Origin of the sequence: Bacillus sp. FSL M7-1020, assembly GCF_038050415.1 — a bacterium.
Taxonomy (GTDB): Bacteria; Bacillota; Bacilli; order Bacillales; family Bacillaceae_G; genus Bacillus_A; species Bacillus_A toyonensis.
Window position 1 is genome coordinate 13,657 of sequence record NZ_JBBOTW010000001.1, and the last position, 22,608, is coordinate 36,264.

Here is a 22,608-nt window from a genome sequence, read left to right on the forward strand (position 1 = left end):
GCCTTCTTTCTAATCTTTCTTCAATCTTCGTGCAACACCATTCCCTAAAGATTGTAATCCTTGAACGAGGATAATTAAAATAAAGACGGTTGCATACATTACTTCAGGTTCATAGCGTAAATGTCCGAAGCGATATGCCAAGTCCCCTAGCCCGCCAGCCCCTACAAGACCAGCCATCGCTGTTGCACCAATTAAGCCGATTGTTGCGATCGTTAATCCGAGCACAAGAGATGGGCGTGCTTCTTTAACCATGACGTGCCAAATGATTTTTATAGTAGAGACTCCCATTGCTTGGTAAGCTTCAATAACACCACGATCCACTTCTAGTAAAGCTGTCTCCATTAAGCGTGCAATATAAGGAGCTGTGAAGACGACAAGTGGTACGATAACACCTTGCACGCCAATGGATGTTCCCATTAGGAACTTCGTAAAAGGTAAAATGAAGAATAATAGAATGATAAATGGAAGAGAGCGAATGACATTAATAACTGTATTAAGAATAGGATAGATAAGTTTATTTTCTCGCTGTCCACCGGGTCTCGTCAAAACAAGTGTAACGCCGAGCGGTAATGCGATAAGGATAGAGATAAGTAATGAAATAGATGTCATTTGAAATGTTTGAATTGTTGCTTCCCATATGACTTCACCCCATTCATCCAAAAAGGACTTGTTTTCCATAGTCTGTTTTCCCTCCCTCTACGATGATACCTCTCTCTTGTAAGAATGCTAAAGCACGGTTTACTTCATTTTTTTCACCTTGCATATGAACGACAAGTTTCCCATATGCCTCATGTTTTAGCTGCGTAATATTACCGGATAAAATATTTGGATATACTTGGAAATGTTTTGTGGCGAAAGCTAGTGCTGGTTCTCCTGAAGAACTTCCTATAAAAGAAAGTGTTACAATTTCACCAGTAGTTTGTAGTTCTTTTTGTACTTCTTCTGGAATTTTAGCTGCAAATGCGCTATTTACAAACTTCTTCGTTGTTACATTTTGTGGATTTGTAAAAATGTCTTTCGCAGTCCCACTTTCGACTACAGATCCATGCTCCATAACGGCAACCTGGTCACAAATACGCTGGATGACATTCATTTCATGTGTAATGAGTAAAATCGTGATGCCAATTTCTTCATTAATTTTTAGTAATAAATCAAGAATAGAATCAGTTGTTTCTGGATCTAATGCGCTCGTTGCTTCATCACTTAATAAAACCTCTGGTTCATGTGATAGTGAACGAGCGATGGCAACACGTTGTTTCTGGCCGCCAGAAAGTTCGCTTGGATAAGCATCTTTACGGTTAAAAAGATCCACGATGCGTAAATATTTTTCTACTCTTTTTTCAATTTCCGCTTTTGGAATGCCAGCAAGGCGTAACGGCAATGCGATATTTTCATAAACGGTAACAGTTTTAAGTAAATTGAATCCTTGAAAAATCATTCCGATTTTTTGCCTCGCTTTTGCTAGTTCTTTTGTTGATAAAGTGGTTAAGTTTTGGTTGTTTACGATGATGTTTCCTGTCGTTGGTTTTTCTAATAAATTTACACAGCGAATTAATGTGCTTTTACCAGCGCCGCTATACCCAATGATTCCAAATACCTCGCCTTTTTCTACTTTAAGGGAAGTAGACTTAAGAGCCTCAACAGTCCCTTTTTTTGTTGTAAATACTTTGGAGACGTTTTTTAATTCAATCATTATCGTCAGCTCCTACCAAGATGGTAAAACTGAACCATCAAATTTTTTCTCGATAAATTCTTTTACTTCTTTAGATTGATAAGCTTTCTTTAATTTACTTACAACAGCATCATCTTTATTTTCAGTACGAACAACGACCCAGTTCACGTATGGTGAATCTTTTCCTTCGCGGAAAATGGAATCTTTCGCTGGATTTAGTTTTGCACCTAATGCAAAGTTTGTGTTAATTGCAGCTGCTTTCACTTCACTTAATTGCGTTGGTAATTGAGAAGCTTCTAATTCAACAATCTTTAAATTTTTCGGGTTTTCAATTACATCCTTTGCAGTCGCTTTTTCTGTAGCCTTTGGATCAACTTTTAAAACCCCTGCTTTTTCAAATAATTTTAAAGCTCGAAGTTCATTCGTTGGGTCATTTGGTACAGCGATTGCATCGCCCTCTTTTAATTCTTTTACATCTTTTAAGCTTTTAGAATATACGCCCATTGGGAATGTTACTGTTGAAAATACTTCAGTTAATTTCATATTGCGTTCGGCTTTAAATACATCTAAATATGATTTCGTTTGATAGCTATTTACATCAAGACTTTTTTCATCTAACGAAACGTTTGGTGCTACGTAATCATTAAATATTTTTATATCAATGTCGAGACCGTCTTTTGCCGCAACTTCTTTAATCTTCTCAAAAATTTGTTCATGTGGTCCACCTGTTACACCGACAGTAATCTTTTTCTCGTCTAATATTTTTACATCTTTATCTGAATTTGCGCCACATGCGCCTAATAATAGTACTGCTCCGCTTACAATGCTCAATAATACTTTCTTCATCTATAATTCCCCCTTAATATACGTTCCAAAATAAAAAGCACCTCTCAAAATAAGAGAGGTGCCGAATAGACGAAATAGGTTCCTCTCTTATCTTCCAAAACGAAAACTCGTTTTGCAGGAATTAGCACCTTAGCTTATACGTTATAAGCTCGGTTGCCGGGCATCATCGGGCCAGTCCCTCCGCCACTCTTGATAAGAGTATGTATATGTAGTTTTTAAATATGGTACTAATAGTAAATCTAACAAAAGGAATTGTCAACTTTATTTTCTGAATATATTTTATTTTAAGGTAATCGAAACGTTTCCTTTCTTATGGCCCATTTCTACATACGTATGGGCTTCTGCAACTTCTTCTAATCGGTAAGTTCTATCAATAACAGGTTTTAGCTTTTCTGTTTCAACTAGTTGTTTTAGTAGGTTCATATCTTCTTTACTGACCTTTGCCATCATTCCGTTAACAGATACATATTTTCCATTAGGCATTAATGCGTCTGTACAAAGAGACTTTTTATATTTTCCAACTGCATCAAATATAATATCGTAGTTCTCGCCCTGTTTAGTAAAATCTTCTTTCATATAATCAATTACTTTATCAGTCCCTAAAGATTGCACTAGTTCAAAATTTGAATTACTACAAACAGCTGTAACGGTCGCGCCGAAATATTTAGCAAGTTGTACAGCAGCTGTTCCTACTGATCCAGAGGCGCCGTATATGAGCACTTGTTGCCCTTTTTTTATACGGCCCTTCCTCAGAAAATGCAATGCTGAAGTTCCGCCAAAAGGAATAACGGCAGCTTCTTCATATGTCACATTGGTAGGTTTTAATGCTATTAATCCACTTTCATGCACGCATGTGTATTCGGCATAACCACCAAGGTTTAGTTCTGTTAATGCAAAAACTGGGTCTCCTTTTTTAAATTGAGTTACATCTGTTCCAATTTCTTCGATTTCACCGGATAACTCTACGCCGAGTATAGGTTTTCTCGGTTTTCTAAAACCTAATATGATCCGCATAGGAACCCAAAATAAGAGGGGACTATTAAAGCCACGTATTCTACAATCTCCAGTCGATACACTTGTTGCGCGAATTTTAACTAATACTTCGTTCTTTTTAGGTTTAGGTTTTTCTACATTTTGAAGCTGGAGAACGTTTGGTGGTCCATATTGTGTACAAATAATCGCCTTCATAATAACCTCCTGAAATGAGTTGTTATTATTTACATCATATTTAAGATCTTCATTAAACATGTCTCTATATAGAGAATATAGATTAAAAATTATATAGATTTCATAGGAAAAGAGGTGATATTATTTTGGGAAAGGGGGCGACATTATGAAAAAAATTATTTTTGTTTCAAGTTTAGTACTTGCAATCAGTCTAGGGGTAGGGTGTAGTAATGAGAAAACAGCAAAGACGGATGAGCCGAAAAAAGAATCAGTTCAAAAAGAAAAGGAATTAGCAGCGAAGGATGTTTTCAAGAAAACGAACGAAGCTTTTAAAAATGAAGAGCATGTAACGATGACATATGGTGTAGGCGTAAAAGCTGAGGGAACAGAGATGGACATATTAAAGGCTAAGATGCAATTAGAGCCAAAGACAAAGAATTCTCGTTCTGAAATGAATATTTCCGGTACAGATGTTGTAGTGTATACTGTGGATGGTAAAGTTGCTGGTGAGGTAAAAAACCCTAATACAGGAGAAGTTATAACCGTACCAGAGGAGCAATTAAACGCTGGTGGAATGAAAGCGACTCAAGATATTATAGATAAGTTAGAAGTACCGGAAGTAGTTTTAGATAAAATGAAGATGGAGAAAAGCGGAGATAAATATAAACTGAAATTTACATTAAAAGGGCAAGAAACAGAAAGTATGTTAACTAGCATGGATGAAACGCAGAAGAAAATGTTACAAGCACAAAATGCGAAGATAGAAGAAGTGGATGCAGAATATATCATTACAAAAGATTTTAAATATGAATCAGCAAAGATAGACATGATTATGAGTAGTAATGGCAAGGATAAAGCACACATTATTACGAACGCAAAATATACGTCGTACGAAAAGTTTGACCCAATAAAATTGCCAGCAGCAAAGTAACAGTTTTGATGAGGGGGACCTAAAATAAGGACCCTCTTTTTTGTATACTTTCTTCATAGGAAAATAGGTACAATATGAAGAGGAAAAGATGTAGAAGAGGAGAGTGTCATTTGAAAAAAAGAAAGATGATGGTGGTCATTGTAGCTTATACAGTGTTGCTTGCAACATCTGTAAATACATATAAAGAGCAACTAATTCATCCCATTATGAGCGATGTAGGAAAGTTACTTCCAACGAAAATTAAACGTGTTGAACATGCTGAGGATGAAAGTTCATTAAAACAGGTCGTGCAAGATGCAAATGTTTCTAGAGAGAAGATTTCTATTGCAGGTATGCAACATAGCCAAGGCGGACAGACGTACTATCCGAACGGTACGATGCTTGATATGAAAGAGTATAATAAAATATTAGCATTCGATCCAGAGAAGAAGCGGATTACAGTTCAAAGTGGTGTCACGTGGAATGATATCCAGAAGAAAATTAATCCATACGGTCTTGCAGTTCAAGTGATGCAATCTCAAAACATTTTTACTGTTGGTGGTTCATTAAGTGTAAATGTACATGGGCGTGATATTCGTCATGAAGCATTGATTGATACAGTAGAGTCATTTAGATTGTTAATGGCAGATGGCACGGTACGTAATATAAGTAGAGAAGAAAATGCAGAGTTATTTCCATATGTCATCGGTGGTTACGGGTTATTTGGTGTCATTTTAGATGTGACATTAAAGCTAACTGATGATGAATTATATGAAATGCATACGAGAATGATAGACTATAAAGAATACACGTCTTACTTCAAAGAGAAAGTGAAAAAAGAAGAAAATGTTCGTATGCACTTAGCACGTATTTCTGTTGCTCCAAACTCATTTTTAAAAGAGATGTATGTGACGGATTATGCATTGGCACAAAATCAAAATATGAGAGAAGAGTACAGTGAATTAAAAGAAGAAAATATTATAGCTGCACCGAAATTTTTGCTTGGATTATCACGTTATAGTGATTGGGGAAAGAATACATTTTGGGATATACAAAGAAGTTATTTTGAACGTACAGATGGACAGTTTGAGACGCGGAATAATGTTATGAGATCAGATAGTGCTTTTATGGAATATGAAAATCCGAACCTTACAGAAGTGCTACAAGAATACTTTGTGCCTATAGATTCCTTCACGGAATATATAGATGATTTACGTGCCGTATTAAGTGAAGAAGAACTGAACTTGCTCAATATTACGATTCGTTACGTGGAAAAGAATGAAAATGCAGTTTTATCCTATGCAAAAGATGATATGTTTGCACTGGTGCTTTTAATTAACCAAGGACGCTCCGAGAGTGAGGTGAAGAAAACAGAGGATGTCATTCGGAAGATGATTGATGTTACTTTAAAACATAACGGTAGTTATTATTTACCGTATTATTCTTATCCAACGAAAGAACAGCTAAAGAAAGCATATCCTCGTATAGAAGAATTTCTTCAGAAGAAGAAGGAAGTGGATCCAGAAGAGAGATTTGTGAATTTATTTTATAGGGAGTATACGAAATGACATATAGAAGATTTGTAGCCTCACAAAGCATCATTATGATGGCAGGAAGTATGGTATTTCCTTTTTACATTCTATTGCTTCGGAATGTTGGAAATAGCTTCTCACAGTTTGGGTGGGCTTATGGCTTATTTGCATTAACTTCAGCACTTGTATATCCGTTAGTAGGGAAGGCGTCTGATAGAGTAGGTGATCAAAAATTATTAATAATATACGCTTGGTCCATGGCGATATTAATGCTTTGTTTTCCAATTGCAACGGAAGTCTGGCATGTGTATATTCTTCAAGTTGTAATGGGAGTTTTAGGTGCTGTGCAGCGTAATACTGAGAAAACGTCGTTAGCACGAAAGGTTGTGCAGGAAAAGGCTGGTTATGAGATTGGAAAATACCATGTGTGGACATCAATTGGAGGCGCAGTAGCGATTATTGTAACGGGGTATTTAGTAGATTTCTTTACGATTGGTACGATTTTTTATATTGCATCTATCTTATATGTAGTAAGTGGAGTTGTATTAAGTAGTAAAAAAATATAACCATTCCTATTTTTACCTAAATACCCTTTGTTTGTTATACTAAAAGGGAAGACAAAAGAAAAGGGGACATTGCCTTTGATGAAATTTTTAGTTTTAGTTATTCTCACTTTGTTTTTGATTCCATGGACAAGAAGCGGTAGTAAACTTCGAGCAGTGGATAAGAAGGGGGATGAGAAGGTTGTAAAGGGTAAGAAATCATCCATTTTAGTTATTCCTGTTTTATTTTGGATAGGTATTGCAATCTATGAATATTTTTGGCTAATTGATGATCGAGCAGATTCGATTCTTACTCATTATTCTGTTGCAGTAGCAATTTTAATTGGGCTTGTTTTATTTTCACAAGATCAGATAGGGAAATTAGAAGGTACATTAAAAGGTCTTCTAATGTTTGTTTTACTTGCAAGTTACGGCTATTTTGGTTATTTGCACGATATAGTAATCACGCAAAAGAAATATGATTCTGTTGTTAAGGTAGAGAAAGATATTTCAGAGCCATTTACTGAAAATGATCAGCCGTTTACAGTGCCGCCAAAGACAGCGGAGAATAAGATGAAAAAAGTATTTGGGGATATTCCGAAAGTAGCTTATTTTGAGCTAGGAGAATTAACGCCACAAATGGTAAACGGTGAGGCTTTATATGTAGCGCCGATTGAAGTTTCAGGATTTTTTAAAGCACGTAAAGCTGAAACAATTCCAGGGTACGTAACGATGTCAGGTACGAACCCTGATGCCGAAGCGAAACTGCATCTCGGTTATAAGATGAAATACGTGCCAAGCATGTTTTTCGGGAATAATTTAGAGCGTGTCGTACGAAAATCCGAACCAAATTTAATCTTTAAAGGGAAACCTAAATTTGAAGTTGATGATAAAGGGAAACCGTATTATACAATGACATATGGTGAATTTATTTCAGGGAGATCTGGATTTGAGGTAGAGGGTGTTGTTGTAGTAGATGCACAAACAGGTGAAGTGAAAAGATATGATAAAGGAAAGGCACCTAAATTTGTTGATGGTGTATTGAATCATGAGACCGCATCTACATTAAATACGTATTTCGGTAAATATATTCACGGATTTTGGAATACAAAATTCTCGCAAACTGATATGAAGATTCCGACTGAGTGGGGGACGAAAGAAGGAGTGACACCAATCTTCGGTAAGGATGGAACGCTATATTACTTTACTGATTTCACCTCTCCAAAAGAAGGAGTAGATTCTGCGTTAGGTTATTCACTTATTGATGCACGTACAGGTAAGTTGTATTACTATAACGGAAAAGAAGTAAAGGGAATTATGGATGGTTCAGCTGCTTCAGAAGTGGTGGATAATTCCTTTAAAAGAGAGAAATGGCATGGAACGATGCCGGTTATTTATAACGTGTACGGTAAACCTTCTTGGATTGTACCTGTTATTGATGACGGGGGATTAGTACGTGCCCATACTGTCATCTATGCTTCTAATGCAAAAATATTTGCAACAGGTTCGACGCAAAAAGAAGCTCTTGAAAATTATAAAAATGCGCTAAGCGGGAGTGGAGATTCATTTAGACCAACTTCGAGTGGAAAAGAAGCGCAAAAAGAAGGTATTGTACAGCGAGTATATAAAGAAAAATCAGGTGAAAATACAATTGTGTATGTACTGTTAGAAAATGAACAAAAAGTATTTATGATACCTGCGAAAAAATTCCCATATGCTATGTTTACAGAAGTGGGAGATCCAATTCAAATCACATACTTAGATACAGGAGAGGCGATGTCTTCCGTATCTAAATTTACAAATAGCAACTTGAAAAAGTAAAGCGATAGAATTTCTATCGCTTTTTTTTACATTATGAAAGAGGAAAATGCGCTATACTTGACGTATGTTTATGTTGTAACTATAATTGTTACGATTCAATATGAATACGAAAGGGTGAATGGAAAAAGTGAATGAAGTTAATCACGAAATATATAAACCTGTAAAGATGAACAGGTTATGGATGATTCTTGTATTAGGAACACTTACGGCGATTGGGCCGTTATCTATTGATATGTATTTGCCTTCGTTACCGAAATTAACGGATGATTTACAAACGGGTGCATCCCTTGCGCAGCTTACGTTGACAGCATGTTTACTTGGGCTTTCAGTAGGACAATTATTTGTCGGTTCAATTAGTGATATTTACGGAAGGCGCAAACCTCTTATTATTGCTCTTATTATTTATGTTGCTTCTTCATTACTTTGTGCTGTAGCACCGTCTATTTGGACTTTAGTGCTTTTACGTTTCTTACAAGGCGCTTCGGGCTCTGCTGGTATCGTTATATCCCGTGCAATGGTAAGAGATATGTACTCAGGTTCTGAAATGACGAAGTTTTTCTCACTACTTATGTTAGTAAACGGAGCAGCACCTATTTTGGCCCCGATTATCGGGGGGCAATTATTACAGTTTACAACGTGGCGTGGTGTTTTTATCGTTCTTGGAGCAATTAGTGTATTTATGTTAATCTCGGCTACTTTCGTATTACGTGAAACATTACCTCCTGAAGAAAGAGAGACAGGTGGTTTGTCAGGAACATTGGCGACATACGGAAAGCTTCTGAAAGATCGCTTGTTTATGGGATATGCATTGTCACAAGGATTAGTAACAGCGGCAATGTTTGCCTACATTTCGGGATCACCATTTGTGTTGCAAAATATATACGGGGCATCACCACAGCAGTTTAGTTTATTCTTTGCGATTAACGGTATCGGTATTATTATTGCCAGCCAAGTTACTGGTCGTTTAGCAGGAAAAGTGAATGAGAAAACATTATTTGTTTCCGGTATTATTATCGCCGCTGTTGGTGGCTTATCTCTACTACTTACAATCGTATTAGGAATAGGTCTCATTGGTGTTTTATGCTCGTTATTCCTTGTTGTATCAAGTGTTGGGGTTGTATCGACAACCGGCTTCTCGTTAGCAATGAGAAATCAAAAACAAGCGGCAGGAACAGCATCAGCTTTACTAGGCTTATTACAGTTTATTTCAGGGGCACTTGTTGCACCATTAGTAGGTATTGGTGGAAGTAATACGGCATTGCCGATGGGTATTGTGATAGCTCTTTGTGAAATTGGTGCTGTATTATGTTATCTATTTATGGCTAGAAGAAGTGAAAAGCATTTTGAACTGCAACAAAGACAAAATTTAGAAGCTTAAATTATAAAAAAGAGTTGATTCAAATATTTTTGAATCGGCTCTTTTTTCATTTCTTTGAAATAACTCATACAGCTTTGTAAGGTGATGCAAAAGTTATTTGCATAAAGTGACGATACTGTGACAAAAATGTTGGTATATATATTAAGGTATCCTCTTAAGTGTAAAAAGTAGGGCGTTCTCGGTATAATAACAAGTGGAGATAAAAGAAACTATAGATAGAAGTAGATGTAGATAAAAGGAGAAAAAGAGATGAAGAAGGTTTTGGGTATTGCTGTAATGGGAAGTATGATTCTTCTAGCGGGATGTAATGGAAATAAAGATACGAAAGAACCGAAAGAGAAGGTAGAGCAATCTACAGAACAAACAGAAGAAATGAAAGAATACAGCGCAGTACATGAAAAATATGATATAAAAATGAATAAAGAAATCAATAAAGCACTGCAGTTATTTGAAGTGGCAAAGGAAAAGGGCGGTAAGGAAATAACGAATGCTGCATATAAAGAAGATGTGCAAAAAGTAACAACGAGCATGTTAGAAGATATTGATAATATACGTAAAGAAATTCATGTTCCGAAGTCGAAAGAGCAAGAACATGAGGTATATGTTGGTTTCTTGAATGAATCGGAACAAGCGATGAAAAAATTACAGAAGTTAGCTAAAGAAGAAGATTCATCATTAATTCGTGATATAGAAATTAATTTTGCAACAGCATCGACATACTATAAACGTTTTCAAACAGAAACGAAGAAATAACCTTGCACATGCAAGGTTATTTTTTCTTCTTACCATCACCATCTTCATCTTCGTATACTAACACTTTCTGCTCTTCGTGAAATTCGGAAATAGTTTGTCCGGTAATATTATCGAAGGGTGTGTAAAAAGAAGTAATGCTTTTCTTTTTAATGAAAAGTTTATAAAATCCAATGATAACAAGTATAACAATTGTTAATGGCAGTCCTATAGTCGCTAGAAGTAAGGAATCCATCATATAGCTCCTTTAATATCATTTCTTTATATTATAAACAAAAAACTGCGATTTAGATAAATGGCCCCATTAAAAACTGATTTTTCTAAATATATCCAATTTGATTGACTTTTCATTTTTTCAGAATTATAATTCGAAATATACAATTTGAACCAAATAATAATATAGCAATTTACTTATCCAGAGAGGTAGAGGGACTGGCCCTATGACACCTCAGCAGCGGGTTCTGTAATAGGAACACCGTGCTAATTCCAGCAAGCAAGTCTTGAAAGATAAGTGATGGGCCTTTGTTTATTAAGCCTTGATCTTATTTTTTAAGATCAAGGCTTTTTGTATTCTAAAAAGAGAAAAGGGAGTAATGGAAAAAGTATGTTCATAAAACTAAGTAAATATATATGTTTAGGGGGTTATTGAAGTGTATGTAATTAAAAAATTATCAGTTATGGTGTTCACGCTATGGGTTATTACGACAGTGACATTTCTAATTATGCATATCATTCCGGGAGATCCATTTTCATCAGATGCAAAAATCTTTCCTGAAGAAGTGATTCAAAACATGAGAGCGAAGTATCACCTTGATGAACCGTTGTGGAATCAATATGTTGCTTATTTAGACGGTGTAGTTCATTTTGATTTTGGTGAATCTGTTCAATCAACCGGGCAAGGTGTATCAGAAATTATAACAACTGGCTTTGGTCCATCAGCAATTATTGGTCTACAAGCACTTGTTATCTCATTGTTAGTCGGAATTGCTGCAGGTACATTTGCTGCTCTATATCATGGGAAAGTAATTGACTATAGTGTGAGTTTGCTCGCAATTCTCGGTATTTCTATTCCAAGTTTTATTTTAGCACCACTATTTATACAAGTATTCGCTATTCAATTTGAGCTTTTACCAGTAGCGTCTTGGGGAACATTCGAACATACTGTATTACCATCTTTCGCATTGGCGTTAGGTCCAATTGCGGTTATTACAAGGTTTGTTCGTTCTAATATGATCGAAGTATTGCAGAGTGATTATATTAAGCTAGCAAGAGCGAAAGGCATACCAATTAAGAAGATTATTATAAGACATGCTCTTCGAAATGCGATTGTTCCAGTACTTACATTTGTTGGACCATTAATGGCTGGACTTTTAACAGGGACTTTCGTTATTGAAAAAATCTTTTCAATTCCTGGCCTAGGAAAATATTTTGTAGATAGTATTTTTAACCGAGACTATCCGGTGATTATGGGAACAACAATTTTCTATAGTGCATTATTAATTACTTGTATTTTCATTACAGATATTATTCACCGCATTGTTGATCCGCGTATTCGTTCTATTACATAAGGAGGGGGGATATTTAAATGGGAGCTTATGAAATTAATGAACAGTTATTAACGAAAGAAGAGAAAAAAGAATTAACGATAAATAAAAATCAGCAAACGATTAGCAGAAAGAAAGAAGTGTTTCGTAAGTTTATATCGAATCCAATCGCAGTTTTAGGAACAGTGACGTTATTGCTAATTATTGTTTTCTCGCTTATTGGCGAAAGTTTAACGCCATTTACTGCGAGTGAACAAGTAAAAGAGGCAACAAATTTACCGCCGAGTAGTGAACATTGGTTTGGAACAGATGATCTAGGGAGAGATATTTGGGCACGTACTTGGGCTGGTGGGAAGATTTCACTAACAGTTGGATTAGTAGCAGCTGCCCTCGATATAGGGCTTGGTGTACTAATTGGTGGATTTAGTGGATATGTGAGAGGGCGTAATTGCCTTGGAACGTTAATTGATGAGTGGATTATAAGAGGAATTGAAGTATTATACGGCATCCCATATTTATTAATTGTTATTTTACTATTAATTGTTATGAAACCAGGTCTTTTCACCATTATTATCGCCCTTGCATTAACGGGATGGATTGGAATGGCTCGTCTCATTCGAGCACAAGTATTGTCTTTAAAACAACGAGAGTTTGTTATTGCAGCAGAGCGATTAGGTACATCACATATAAAAATTATATATGGGCATTTAATTCCGAATTTAACAGGGATTATTATCGTCAATTTATCATTTACAATTCCAGCAGCTATTTTTTCAGAATCATTTTTAAGCTTTATAGGACTTGGGGTACAATCACCAGCGGCAAGTTGGGGGACGATGACGAATGATGCACTCGGGACATTATTGAGCGGAGAATGGTGGCAGCTATTTTTCCCGGCAATCATGATTGCACTCATTATGTTCGCATTTAATGCAATTGGTGATGGTTTGCAAGATGCAATTGATCCAAAAATCGTAAAACGGAATCGAAAGGAGAAAAAACATGGGACAGCTCTTATCTTTAGAAAACGTAACGTTAGCCGTTGAAAAAGAGAATAGTAAGCAAGCAATTGTGAAACATGTTTCCTTTTCTATTAACGAAGGTGAAATAGTTGCACTTGTAGGAGAAAGTGGTTCAGGAAAAAGTGTTACAGCACAATCCATTATCGGCTTGAATCAAGAATCAATTCATATCGATGATGGAAATGTATCTTTCCAATCAAAGGAATTAACGAGTTTACAAGAATTAGAATGGAATCAAATTCGCGGAAAAGATATTTCCTTTATATTTCAAGATCCGCTTTCATCTTTAAACCCAACGATGAAGGTAGGCAAACAAATTACAGAAGTAATTTTGCAACATGGGAAAAAATCGAAAAGAGAAGCAAAGGGAATTGCGATTAACTTGCTAAATGATTTAGGGATACATGAAGCAGAGAAACGCTTTGAGCAATACCCACATCAATTAAGTGGGGGGATGAGGCAACGTATTTGCTTAGCAATTGCATTTGCTTGTCATCCAAAGCTTGTAATTGCAGACGAGCCGACAACAGCGTTAGATGTAACGATTCAGAAACAAATTATGGGGCTATTAAAAGAAAGGAAAGAAAAACAAAATACGAGTATTTTATTAATTACACATGATTTGGCACTTGTGCGTGAAGTAGCTGATCGAGTAGTTGTTATGTACGGGGGACGTGTCGTTGAAAAAGGAACGATACAGGAGGTAATAGGTTCTCCTAAACATCCATATACGAAAAGCTTATTACAAGCAATTCCGAATATGGATGATTCCGAAAAGGTATTACGTGCTATAGAAGGAACGACACCTTCCATTGAAACATTAAATAGCTTTGGTTGTCCTTTTGTAAATCGTTGCCCAGTAGCGATAAAAGAATGTATTCATCGTTTCCCAGAGAGAACAACATATTCTAAGGCGCATAGTTCACATTGTTGGCAGCATGTTCTAGAGCATAATAAAGCGAAATCAAAAGAGAAGGTGAATGCCTCATGACGACAGATTTAATTACTGTAAAGCAAGTAACGAAAATATATGGAAGTAAAAGTAAAGAAATCACAGCGTTAAAAGACATATCACTTTCTATCCCGAAAGGAACAACACTTGGCATTATTGGTGAAAGTGGTTCAGGAAAAACAACACTTGGAAAGCTCATAGCGGGGATTGAGAGTCCAACGTCTGGTGAAATTAATTATAACGGTCAAGTTGTTCACACGCTGAAGTCAGCTCATAAGCGAGATTTTTTACAGAAAGTACAGTTCATTTTTCAAGATTCTACAGCTGCATTAAATCCGCGCTGGAAAGTACGCGATAGCGTAACGGAAGGTTATATTTCATTCGGTTTAGGTGATAAAGGGCTGAAGGATAAAGTAGCAGGTGATGCGCTAGAGCGTGTTGGATTAGATAGAAGATATATTGATCGATATCCGCATGAATTTAGCGGAGGACAACGTCAACGTATCGCTATTGCAAGAGCGTTATTGTGTGAGCCAGAAGCATTGATTCTTGATGAACCAATTTCAGCATTAGACGTTTCATTGCAAATTCAAATTGTACATCTGCTGCAAAAAATCCAAAAAGAACAAGGTTATACATATTTATTCATCGCTCACGATTTACCGATGGTTCACTATTTATGTGAAAAAGTAGCTGTCTTATACAAAGGAGAACTTGTTGAATTTGGAAATACGGACGAAGTATTCCGTAATCCACAACATTCTTATACAAAAACATTATTAGCATCAACACCAAAAATTTCAGGTTAAAGGAGAATGTAGGATGAAGAAGTTTTTACTGTTTGTCATTATGACTGTTTTAGCAATTACTTCTGTTGCTTGCGGTAAGAAAGAAACGCAAAAGGCGAGTGCTGGTAAGGGAGAAGGAGATCGATTAGTAACGAATATTGGTAGCGATCCATATACACTTGATTCCGCTATTGCGACAGATAGTACTTCAGGTTATGTAATTGGACATTTATTCTCAAGCTTATATACACAAGATAGTGATGGGAAATATCAAAATGAATTAGCGGAGAAAGAAGACGTAAGTGCTGATGGAACTGAGTATACAATTCATTTAAAGAAAGATATTAAATGGTCAGATGGTTCTCCTATTACAGCAAATGATTTTGAATTTGCATGGAAGCGATTATTAAATCCGAAAACGGGTTCTATGAATGCGACAGAAATGTATTTTATTAAAGGGGCAGAGGCATACAATACTGGAAAAGGTGAAGAGGGACAAGTTGGTATTCAAGTCGTTGATCCTCAAACATTAAAGGTAACTCTTGAACATCCAGTTGCTTCTATTAAACAAAAATTAGCAAGCTCACTATTTATTCCATTATCTAAAAAGTCAATTGATGATAATAATAAATTAAAAACAGATCCAAAAGAGTTAATTACGAATGGGCCATTCACGTTAAAAGAGTGGAAGCATAACCAGGCAATTACAGTACAAAAAAATAAAGAATTCTACGATAAAAAGGTAACTCTAAAAGAAATTGAGTTTCGTATTATTCCAGACTCTAAAACAGCGTATCAATTATTTAAATCAAAAGAATTAGATTTACTAAGTGGTTTACCACAAGAGATGATTGAAAAAGAAAAAGGAAATAAAGAATATAAGCGTGTTGCAGGATTCTCATCTTATATTTACTCGTTTAACGTAGAAAAAGAGCCGTTTACAAATGCGAAGGTACGTAAAGCATTTTCATTAGCGGTTGATCGCAAATTTATCGTTGAAAAATTGTATAAAAATAATGCGCAAGAAGCATATGCATTCGTTCCAGAAGGAGCAAAAACACAAAGTGGCCGTGATTTCCGTAAAGAAAAAGGTGATTACGTTAAATTTGATCCAGCAGAAGCGAAAAAATTATTAGAAGAAGGTATGAAAGAACAAGGATGGTCTACATTACCTGAAGTAACATTAAAATTCACTACAGATACACAACATAAAAAAGTAGCAGAAGCAATGCAAGAAATGTTTAAGAAAAATCTTGGAGTAGATATTAAATTAGAAAATAAAGAGTGGAAGAGTTACATCGACACATACAAGCAAAGTGATTTCCAATTAGCTTATATGGGATGGGGCGGCTCTTTATTAGATCCAATTACTAAACTAGATTTATATGCAGGTGATGGTCCGAATAACTATGCAAAATGGCATAATAAAGAATTTGACGCTTTAATAAAAGAAGCAAAAGTTGAACAAAACGAGGATAAGCGTTTTGAATTATTGCATAAAGCGGAAGATATTATGTTTACAGATTCACCATTAATCCCAATTATTTTCCCAAGTTCCTCATATTTACAAAAACCATCAGTATCCGGTGTCCAATTCATTATCGGTTCTAGTCCAGAACTAAGGTACGCAAAAATTAAAAAATAAAGAAGTAGGCAACCGCCTACTTCTTTATTTTATTTCTCTTTTATATTCTTTTTTCGTTCCATCAGAGAAGACAACTTCTAAATCGAATTTTTGATAGTCTTTATCAAGTTTGAACACGTTCACTACTTGATCGATTACTTCTTGGTCAGCAGTATCTTTATCAAATTTTAATTCTTGTAGAAGTGGGCTTAATTTTGTGATAGCCTCGTCTCCTGTTAATTTTACATCTGCTTTATGATCTTCAATTTTTGCTTCCATTTTCTTATCAGCTGCTACATTTTTATAGTCTGCTTCGTAGTCTTTCTTTGTATCTTGGTAGTCTGCCTTTAAATCGAATTCATTGAAGTTTAGTTTTAAATCTGCAGGAGCCTCATTTTTTGCTTCTTCAGTCGTCTTTTTATTAGAAGTTGTGTCTTCTTTTGCAGGAGCTTTACATCCTGTTAATGCAGGTACTAGCATAAGAGCTAATAAAACTGATAGTAGAATTCTCATTATAAATTCCTCCTTATGTAAATTCGTTCTATACAAGTTTTTCCCAAAAACATGTAATTATGTATGTGTTGAAAATAAATTATTATCCTGCAGTCATAAGGGCTAATCCGCAATTTAAATCAAAAACGATTTGTATGTATATGGTAAATTGAAGTTGTGAGGGAGGGACTAAAATGCATGAAGAATATAAAGAGATAATAAAAAAATCAATTGAATATATAGAGAATCACTTACATGAGGAGCTTACAACAGAAAGAGTGGCATCTCACAGTGCAGTATCGATGTACCATTTTCATCGCATCTTTCAAAGATATGTTGGGATGAGTGTAACGGATTATGTTCGTAAGAGAAGATTAACTCATGCTGCACAAGATTTGGTATCGACTGAAAGAGCAGTTATTAATATTGCAGTGCAATACGGTTTTTCCTCACAAGAGGCATTTACTAGAGCTTTTAAAAGAATGTTTCAATTACCACCAAAAAAATATCGAAAGTATTTCCAGTCATTTTATATAGAAAGAGAGGGGATTTCAATGGAAAAAGGTATACCGAAAGGATGGGTATTAAGTGGAAGTCATCCCGCTGAATATGAGATGGGTTTAGATTACGAAATTGCCCATCAAGGAAAAGTATCTGCATATATAAAAGCAAAAGAGAACGTTACGCACGGAGGATTTTCAACATTAATGCAAATGTTTCGAGCGGATAACTATGTAGGTAAGAGATTACGTTTAACAGCATTTATTAAGAGTGAGAATGTAAAAGATTGGGCAGGATTGTGGATGCGAGTAGATGGAAAAAATACGGAGCCGATTGCTATGGATAACATGCAAAATCGTCCAATTAAAAATACGAATAACTGGCAATCGTACTCGGTTGTACTAGATATAAAAGAAGAAGCACTTGGTATTGCATTTGGTGTTTTATTATCAGGAGAAGGTTGTGTCTGGCTAGATAGTATTCGATTTGATGAGGTGGATGGAAAAATTCCTGTAACGGATTTGGCAGAAAGTTTTTATGAAACTCTTCTAGAAGAGCCAATGAACCTGCAATTTGAAGAAATGGAAAAAGAATGAGGTAAGGAGAAAATGTATGCTCCAATATGTAAAACTAATAAGTATTAGTTTAGTAGCGTCATCTTGTATTATGGGAATTAACTATTTAATTAGCTATCTTTGGTCAGGGCATATACCTTCTTTGACGTGGAAAACATATTTGATATTTGCATTTATATTTATTATGAGTTTTAGTTCAATACAAAAAGATGGGAAAGAGGATTGTTGACAATAGTCTTCTTCGCATTTCTTTAACACAAATGTTTATTCCTGTATGTGGGATTATTTCCCGCAACATGCGTAGCGAATGGCTATTACAAAATAATATTTGCCGGAGTTAATTTAGAGAAAATATTATCTCATTATTATTTATTAGACTAGTTACACAATTAGTAGCGGGGCTCACTATAGGTATAAAAGAAATGATAAAGGGAAGAGACCTTGTAATTAATGAAGTACACAGTAAAAAGGTATCCTTCAATTGGATACCTTTTTATTAGTACTTATTATTTTGCAACTTCTGCCCACTTGTAGTTAAATTCACCGCCGAAGTCAGTTGTTACAAGTCCTTTAATGAAAGAGCGTTGTAAGTAAGAGCGACCTTGTTGGTACAAAGGAGCGACAGCGCCATCTTGTAATAAGATTTTTTCAGCTTGTTTCATTGCTTCCCAGCGTGCTTTTTCATCGCCAGCTAAATCTGTTTTCACTTTATGAATTAGCTCGTCGTACTCTTTGTTAGAGTATTTATCAAAGTTATAAGCACTATCTGTTGTGAATAAATCTAAGAATGTAATAGGATCAGCGAAGTCAGGACCCCAGCCATCAATTCCGATTTCATAATCACCACTTAATAGTAATTTCAACTGTTGTTTACGTGGTTGTGGCTTTAAATTCACTGTTAATCCATCTAGATTCTTTTCCAGTTCACCTTTTAAATATTCGCCAGTCTTTTTAGCTAAAGCATTATCACTTGTTAATAGTTCAAGTGTTATTTTGTCAGTACTAAGTTCTTGCTTCGCTTTTTTCCAGTTTTCTTTCGCTGATTTCACATCATCTTTGACTAGGTTTCCGTTTTCTTTGCGGAAGTCAGTGCCCTCTGGGCTCTTTGCAAATTTCGCAGGAACCATTCCTTCAGCTGGAACAGCACCGTTATTTAAAATTGTTTCTACGTATGCTTTTTTATTCATTGCGCCGTTAATAGCAAGGCGTGCATGTTGATTTTTTAATACTTCATTTTTTTGATTGAGTCGTAAAAATTGAATGCCGACTTCAGCACGTTCTTTGAAGTTTGGATCGCCCTTATATTTATCAACAAACTCCGCAGTTAAAGCAACACGGTCAATTTGTCCTGAATCATATAAGTTAACTTCTGTAGACTTATCTTTAACGACATTGAAGTTGATTTCTTCTAATTTTACTGTTTTAGCATCCCAATAGTTAGGATTCTTCTTTAATTGGAAGCCTTGTTCGTGCTTCCAGTTATCTAATGTGAAAGCACCGTTGTAGATTAAATGATTTGTTTCTAAACCGTATTTATCACCTTGCGATTTTAAGTAATCTTCATTAATTGGTAAGAATGTTGCAAATGTCGTTAAGCTTAAGAAGTAGGGAACAGGACGGTCTAGTTGTACTTCTAAAGTTTTGTCATCAAGGGCTTTGACACCTAATTGATCAAGTGGTAATTGTTTTTGATTTATTTGTTTTGCATTCTTTATATCGAAGAATAAGAATGCGTATTCGGCAGCTGTTTCAGGATTTACAGCACGTTGCCAAGCGAAGGCGAAGTCTTTTGCTGTAACAGGAGTACCGTTTGACCATTTCGAATCACGAAGATGGAATGTATATTTTGTTTTATCAGGACTAACGTCAACCGACTCAGCGACACCAGGAATTGGTTTATTATCTTCGCCCATTGCATATAAACCTTCAAAAACATTGCGCATTACGTTCATGGATTCCCCATCCGTTGCTTTTGCAACATCCATTGTTGGAATTTCTGAAGCAAATGATAAGTTAATTGCTTGTTTATCAGGTGCTTTATCGTTTGCTTTTGCTCCGCTTGCATTATTTTTATTTCCCCCACAAGCAGTTAGTAGTAGACTTGCCCCTAAAACAGATGCAACAACAGGTACAACTTTTTTCTTCATTGTTCGTTCCTCCCTAAATGTGTTGTTCATAACGTCATAATGTCCATGTCTTGAAGTAGCTATAGAAAGAGATAAAACCTAGTATAAATATTTGTTTATAGGTAATCATGTGTTCTATATGTATATACATGTTGAACTATAATGTATCGTTATATGTTTCAACATAGTAGACATTATATTTTGATGGTTAAATATTTCGTTTCTTTGATTATTTAGAATATTAACACCAGAAAGAACTATATGTCAATAATAAAAACAAAGCGTTAATTTCTTGGAATAATATATTAAAAAAGTAGATTCACTCATATTAAGGAATCTACTTTTAATATATTTTGTCAAAAAAACAATGGGAGTTGGTGGAAATACGTTGTTTAAAGTTTCACTTTATTTTTCAATTTTTGCCCATTTGAAGTTTAATTGACCTGCAAAGTCTACTTGTACAATGCCTTTCACATAAGATTTCTCTAAATAAGATTCGCCTTTTTGGTAAAGAGGAGCAATAACAGAGTCTTTAAATAATATTTTCTCTGATGCTAGTAATGCATCAAAGCGGGCTTTTTCATCACCAGCTAAAGTAGTTTTCACCTTTTCAATTGCTTCGTCGAACTCTTTATTAGAGTAATGATCTAAGTTGTAAGGGTTATTCGTTGTAAACAATTCAAGGAATGTAATTGGATCAGCAAAGTCAGGGCTCCAACCATCAATTCCGATTTCGTAGTCACCTTTTAATAAGAGTGAAACTTGTTGTTTACGTGGTTGCGGTTTTATATTTACTGTTAAGCCCTCTAAATTCTTTTCTAATTGACCTTTTAGAAACTCACCAGTCTTCTTCTCAAGGTCACCGTCACTTGTTAATAATTCTAATGTTATCTTTTCAGAACCTAGTTCTTTTTTTGCCTTTTTCCATAATTCTTGTGCAGATTTCGTATCAACTTTTGTTAAATCGCCGTTTGTAGCACGGAAGTCTTTTCCATCAGGACCTTTTGCAAAGTTTTTTGGCACAAGACCAAAGGTTGGTGTAGAGCCATCATTTAATAACGTATTGACAAAGGACTTTCGATCAATCGTTTGATCAATTGCTTGGCGTGCAGAAACGTTTTGAAGTACTTTGTTTTGTTGATTCATACGTAAAAATTGTACCCCTACGTTCGGACGTTCTTTAAAATTAGCATCCTTTTTATATTTATCAACGAAGTCAGATGTTAGTTTTATACGGTCTAATTGTTTAGATTCGAATAAATTTACTTCTGTTGATTTTTCTTTTACGATGTTGAAATTGATTTCTTCGATTTTGACAGTATCTTTATCCCAGTAGGTAGGGTTTTTCTTAAATTTAAAGCTTTGTTCATGCTTCCAATCACTTAGTGTAAAAGCTCCGTTATACAAAATTGTATTATCTTCTAAAGCGTACTTATCACCTTGTGTTTTAAAGAATTCCTCGCTAATTGGTAGAAATGTTGGGAACGCCGTTAAGCTAATAAAGTACGGAACAGGACGCTCTAATTCTACCTCAAACGTATGGTCATCAACTGCTTTTACACCAAGTTGATCGGCTGGAAGCTCTTTGTTGTTAATTTGTTTTGCGTTTTTAATATCAAAGAATAAAAATGCATATTCAGAGGCTGTTGCTGGATCAACAGCTCTTTGCCAGGCGAAGACGAAATCTTTCGCTGTAACAGGAGTACCGTTTGACCATTTTGAATCTCGCAGGTGGAATGTGTACTTCGTTTTATCGCCACTTACTTCATGGGATTTTGCAACGCCAGGGACAGGTTTGTTACCTTCACCAAGATTATACAAACCTTCAAATACGTTTCTCATTACTTGACCGGAATCAGTATCTGTAGCACGAGCTGTATCCATTGTTCGTATTTCAGAAGGTGAAGATAAGTTTAAAACCTGTTTACTAGATGCCTCGTCTTTTGCATTTGCTCCGCTAGCTTCGTTTTTATAACTACCGCAACCAGTTAATAAAATACTTACTCCTACAACTGATGCGATACCGGGTAAAAACTTCTTTTTCATTTGATTTTCCTCCTAAATAATTAAGTTTGGATGATGATGAGGGAAATGAAAAATAAAAAAATCCCTCTTTTCTGATTGAGAAAGAGGGATTTTCACATACAAGTTATGTACCCGTATATAAACGAAGTCCCTCATTCTATCTTTCAAGCATAAAGCTTGCAGGAAGTGGCACAGTATTCAAAATGAACCTGCTGCCGAGGTTTCAAAGGGCCAGTCCCTCCACCTCTCTTGATACAATGAGTAAACGAATGAATTTTATTAATTTTTGTGTTTCTTTGATAATTCAAAATCTTACACCTTGGATAATGAAGTGTCAATCA

General features: G+C 35.5%; 21 protein-coding genes, 1 pseudogene and 3 riboswitches. Of the genes and pseudogenes, 14 read left to right on the forward strand and 8 right to left on the reverse strand.

Annotation, left to right across the window (positions count from 1 at the left end; all coding sequences use genetic code 11):
* Nucleotides 1–9: 9 nt before the first annotated feature.
* The 4 genes from MHB70_RS00085 to MHB70_RS00100 all read right to left on the reverse strand — a co-directional run bounded on the left by MHB70_RS00085 (nt 10) and on the right by MHB70_RS00100 (nt 3,706).
* Nucleotides 10–678: a methionine ABC transporter permease gene (locus MHB70_RS00085; RefSeq protein WP_000428866.1), complete on the reverse strand. Its 669-nt coding sequence runs from the start codon at nt 676–678 to the stop codon at nt 10–12.
* Nucleotides 653–1,693: a methionine ABC transporter ATP-binding protein gene (locus tag MHB70_RS00090; protein WP_061529972.1), complete on the reverse strand. Its 1,041-nt coding sequence runs from the start codon at nt 1,691–1,693 to the stop codon at nt 653–655. Before MHB70_RS00090 ends, MHB70_RS00085 begins: the two co-directional genes overlap by 26 nt.
* A 12-nt stretch (nt 1,694–1,705) precedes the next feature.
* On the reverse strand, nt 1,706–2,518 hold the full coding sequence (locus MHB70_RS00095) for a MetQ/NlpA family ABC transporter substrate-binding protein (RefSeq protein ID WP_000756963.1): 813 nt from the start codon (nt 2,516–2,518) through the stop codon (nt 1,706–1,708).
* Nucleotides 2,519–2,602: 84 nt separating this feature from the next.
* Nucleotides 2,603–2,717: riboswitch (SAM riboswitch) on the reverse strand.
* Between the two features lie 80 nt (nt 2,718–2,797).
* Entirely contained in the window at nt 2,798–3,706 is a 909-nt protein-coding gene (locus tag MHB70_RS00100; RefSeq protein ID WP_000643901.1) for an NAD(P)-dependent alcohol dehydrogenase, read from the reverse strand.
* 145 nt (nt 3,707–3,851) lie between these two features.
* On the opposite strand from MHB70_RS00100, the gene MHB70_RS00105 reads away from it, so the two are divergent.
* The 6 genes from MHB70_RS00105 to MHB70_RS00130 all read left to right on the forward strand — a co-directional run bounded on the left by MHB70_RS00105 (nt 3,852) and on the right by MHB70_RS00130 (nt 10,621).
* The gene (locus tag MHB70_RS00105; RefSeq protein WP_000720091.1) at nt 3,852–4,616 is read left to right on the forward strand and encodes a DUF6612 family protein; all 765 of its coding nucleotides are present in this window, start codon (nt 3,852–3,854) and stop codon (nt 4,614–4,616) included.
* Between the two features lie 110 nt (nt 4,617–4,726).
* On the forward strand, nt 4,727–6,163 hold the full coding sequence (locus MHB70_RS00110; RefSeq protein WP_000746388.1) for an FAD-binding oxidoreductase: 1,437 nt from the start codon (nt 4,727–4,729) through the stop codon (nt 6,161–6,163).
* Nucleotides 6,160–6,693 (forward strand): MFS transporter, encoded by a 534-nt coding sequence (locus tag MHB70_RS00115; protein WP_000222357.1) that lies wholly within the window; start codon nt 6,160–6,162, stop codon nt 6,691–6,693. Before MHB70_RS00110 ends, MHB70_RS00115 begins: the two co-directional genes overlap by 4 nt.
* 78 nt (nt 6,694–6,771) lie before the next feature.
* A complete protein-coding gene (locus MHB70_RS00120; protein WP_000670921.1) occupies nt 6,772–8,490 on the forward strand; it encodes a DUF3981 domain-containing protein in 1,719 nt (572 codons plus the stop codon).
* A gap of 118 nt (nt 8,491–8,608) precedes the next feature.
* Nucleotides 8,609–9,868, forward strand: coding sequence for a multidrug effflux MFS transporter (locus MHB70_RS00125; RefSeq protein ID WP_000416911.1), 1,260 nt, complete (start codon nt 8,609–8,611; stop codon nt 9,866–9,868).
* Nucleotides 9,869–10,117: 249 nt separating this feature from the next.
* A complete protein-coding gene (locus MHB70_RS00130) occupies nt 10,118–10,621 on the forward strand; it encodes a hypothetical protein (RefSeq protein ID WP_000756534.1) in 504 nt (167 codons plus the stop codon).
* 16 nt (nt 10,622–10,637) lie between these two features.
* On the opposite strand, the gene MHB70_RS00135 is transcribed toward MHB70_RS00130, so the two are convergent.
* Complete coding sequence (locus MHB70_RS00135) at nt 10,638–10,853, reverse strand: DUF3951 domain-containing protein (RefSeq protein ID WP_000377754.1); 216 nt, start codon at nt 10,851–10,853, stop codon at nt 10,638–10,640.
* 173 nt (nt 10,854–11,026) lie between these two features.
* Nucleotides 11,027–11,132: riboswitch (SAM riboswitch) on the forward strand.
* A 136-nt stretch (nt 11,133–11,268) separates the two neighbouring features.
* Between MHB70_RS00135 and MHB70_RS00140 the strand changes: the two genes are divergently transcribed.
* From MHB70_RS00140 to MHB70_RS00160, 5 genes are read left to right on the forward strand one after another with little or no spacing between them, the layout of a single operon-like run.
* Nucleotides 11,269–12,186: an ABC transporter permease gene (locus tag MHB70_RS00140; RefSeq protein ID WP_000289322.1), complete on the forward strand. Its 918-nt coding sequence runs from the start codon at nt 11,269–11,271 to the stop codon at nt 12,184–12,186.
* A 17-nt stretch (nt 12,187–12,203) separates the two neighbouring features.
* Nucleotides 12,204–13,208: an ABC transporter permease gene (locus MHB70_RS00145; protein WP_000501534.1), complete on the forward strand. Its 1,005-nt coding sequence runs from the start codon at nt 12,204–12,206 to the stop codon at nt 13,206–13,208.
* Nucleotides 13,165–14,175, forward strand: a complete 1,011-nt coding sequence (locus MHB70_RS00150; protein WP_000531247.1) for an ABC transporter ATP-binding protein — start codon at nt 13,165–13,167, stop codon at nt 14,173–14,175. Before MHB70_RS00145 ends, MHB70_RS00150 begins: the two co-directional genes overlap by 44 nt.
* Nucleotides 14,172–14,945: an ABC transporter ATP-binding protein gene (locus MHB70_RS00155; RefSeq protein WP_000205656.1), complete on the forward strand. Its 774-nt coding sequence runs from the start codon at nt 14,172–14,174 to the stop codon at nt 14,943–14,945. The genes MHB70_RS00150 and MHB70_RS00155 overlap by 4 nt, the downstream gene beginning before the upstream one ends.
* Nucleotides 14,946–14,958: 13 nt before the next feature.
* Nucleotides 14,959–16,569 (forward strand): peptide ABC transporter substrate-binding protein, encoded by a 1,611-nt coding sequence (locus tag MHB70_RS00160; protein WP_000714105.1) that lies wholly within the window; start codon nt 14,959–14,961, stop codon nt 16,567–16,569.
* 24 nt (nt 16,570–16,593) lie between these two features.
* Here MHB70_RS00160 and MHB70_RS00165 read toward each other — a convergent pair whose 3' ends face one another.
* Nucleotides 16,594–17,061: a YusW family protein gene (locus tag MHB70_RS00165; protein ID WP_001221551.1), complete on the reverse strand. Its 468-nt coding sequence runs from the start codon at nt 17,059–17,061 to the stop codon at nt 16,594–16,596.
* A gap of 173 nt (nt 17,062–17,234) precedes the next feature.
* Between MHB70_RS00165 and MHB70_RS00170 the strand changes: the two genes are divergently transcribed.
* The 3 genes and pseudogenes from MHB70_RS00170 (at nt 17,235) to MHB70_RS00180 (ending at nt 18,616) form a co-directional block, all read left to right on the forward strand.
* Entirely contained in the window at nt 17,235–18,137 is a 903-nt protein-coding gene (locus tag MHB70_RS00170) for a helix-turn-helix transcriptional regulator (protein ID WP_000544207.1), read from the forward strand.
* A 16-nt stretch (nt 18,138–18,153) separates the two neighbouring features.
* The gene (locus MHB70_RS00175) at nt 18,154–18,345 is read left to right on the forward strand and encodes a hypothetical protein (RefSeq protein ID WP_000942528.1); all 192 of its coding nucleotides are present in this window, start codon (nt 18,154–18,156) and stop codon (nt 18,343–18,345) included.
* Nucleotides 18,339–18,616: pseudogene (locus MHB70_RS00180) on the forward strand (hypothetical protein). The gene MHB70_RS00175 and the pseudogene MHB70_RS00180 overlap by 7 nt, the downstream one beginning before the upstream one ends.
* A gap of 6 nt (nt 18,617–18,622) precedes the next feature.
* Here MHB70_RS00180 and MHB70_RS00185 read toward each other — a convergent pair.
* On the reverse strand, nt 18,623–20,263 hold the full coding sequence (locus MHB70_RS00185) for a peptide ABC transporter substrate-binding protein (protein ID WP_061529971.1): 1,641 nt from the start codon (nt 20,261–20,263) through the stop codon (nt 18,623–18,625).
* Between the two features lie 384 nt (nt 20,264–20,647).
* On the reverse strand, nt 20,648–22,288 hold the full coding sequence (locus MHB70_RS00190; RefSeq protein ID WP_000726293.1) for a peptide ABC transporter substrate-binding protein: 1,641 nt from the start codon (nt 22,286–22,288) through the stop codon (nt 20,648–20,650).
* Between the two features lie 133 nt (nt 22,289–22,421).
* Nucleotides 22,422–22,526, reverse strand: a riboswitch (SAM riboswitch).
* Nucleotides 22,527–22,608: the final 82 nt, after the last annotated feature.

Coding starts and splice junctions, on each gene's coding strand:
- MHB70_RS00090 (WP_061529972.1), bottom strand. CDS start 1,693: ATGATTGAATTAAAAAACGTCTCCAAAGTATTTACAACAAAAAAAGGG.
- MHB70_RS00175 (WP_000942528.1), top strand. CDS start 18,154: ATGCTCCAATATGTAAAACTAATAAGTATTAGTTTAGTAGCGTCATCT.
- MHB70_RS00165 (WP_001221551.1), bottom strand. CDS start 17,061: ATGAGAATTCTACTATCAGTTTTATTAGCTCTTATGCTAGTACCTGCA.
- MHB70_RS00125 (WP_000416911.1), top strand. CDS start 8,609: ATGGAAAAAGTGAATGAAGTTAATCACGAAATATATAAACCTGTAAAG.
- MHB70_RS00100 (WP_000643901.1), bottom strand. CDS start 3,706: ATGAAGGCGATTATTTGTACACAATATGGACCACCAAACGTTCTCCAG.
- MHB70_RS00105 (WP_000720091.1), top strand. CDS start 3,852: ATGAAAAAAATTATTTTTGTTTCAAGTTTAGTACTTGCAATCAGTCTA.
- MHB70_RS00190 (WP_000726293.1), bottom strand. CDS start 22,288: ATGAAAAAGAAGTTTTTACCCGGTATCGCATCAGTTGTAGGAGTAAGT.
- MHB70_RS00095 (WP_000756963.1), bottom strand. CDS start 2,518: ATGAAGAAAGTATTATTGAGCATTGTAAGCGGAGCAGTACTATTATTA.
- MHB70_RS00150 (WP_000531247.1), top strand. CDS start 13,165: ATGGGACAGCTCTTATCTTTAGAAAACGTAACGTTAGCCGTTGAAAAA.
- MHB70_RS00115 (WP_000222357.1), top strand. CDS start 6,160: ATGACATATAGAAGATTTGTAGCCTCACAAAGCATCATTATGATGGCA.
- MHB70_RS00135 (WP_000377754.1), bottom strand. CDS start 10,853: ATGGATTCCTTACTTCTAGCGACTATAGGACTGCCATTAACAATTGTT.
- MHB70_RS00130 (WP_000756534.1), top strand. CDS start 10,118: ATGAAGAAGGTTTTGGGTATTGCTGTAATGGGAAGTATGATTCTTCTA.
- MHB70_RS00160 (WP_000714105.1), top strand. CDS start 14,959: ATGAAGAAGTTTTTACTGTTTGTCATTATGACTGTTTTAGCAATTACT.
- MHB70_RS00085 (WP_000428866.1), bottom strand. CDS start 678: ATGGAAAACAAGTCCTTTTTGGATGAATGGGGTGAAGTCATATGGGAA.
- MHB70_RS00145 (WP_000501534.1), top strand. CDS start 12,204: ATGGGAGCTTATGAAATTAATGAACAGTTATTAACGAAAGAAGAGAAA.
- MHB70_RS00170 (WP_000544207.1), top strand. CDS start 17,235: ATGCATGAAGAATATAAAGAGATAATAAAAAAATCAATTGAATATATA.
- MHB70_RS00120 (WP_000670921.1), top strand. CDS start 6,772: ATGAAATTTTTAGTTTTAGTTATTCTCACTTTGTTTTTGATTCCATGG.
- MHB70_RS00185 (WP_061529971.1), bottom strand. CDS start 20,263: ATGAAGAAAAAAGTTGTACCTGTTGTTGCATCTGTTTTAGGGGCAAGT.
- MHB70_RS00155 (WP_000205656.1), top strand. CDS start 14,172: ATGACGACAGATTTAATTACTGTAAAGCAAGTAACGAAAATATATGGA.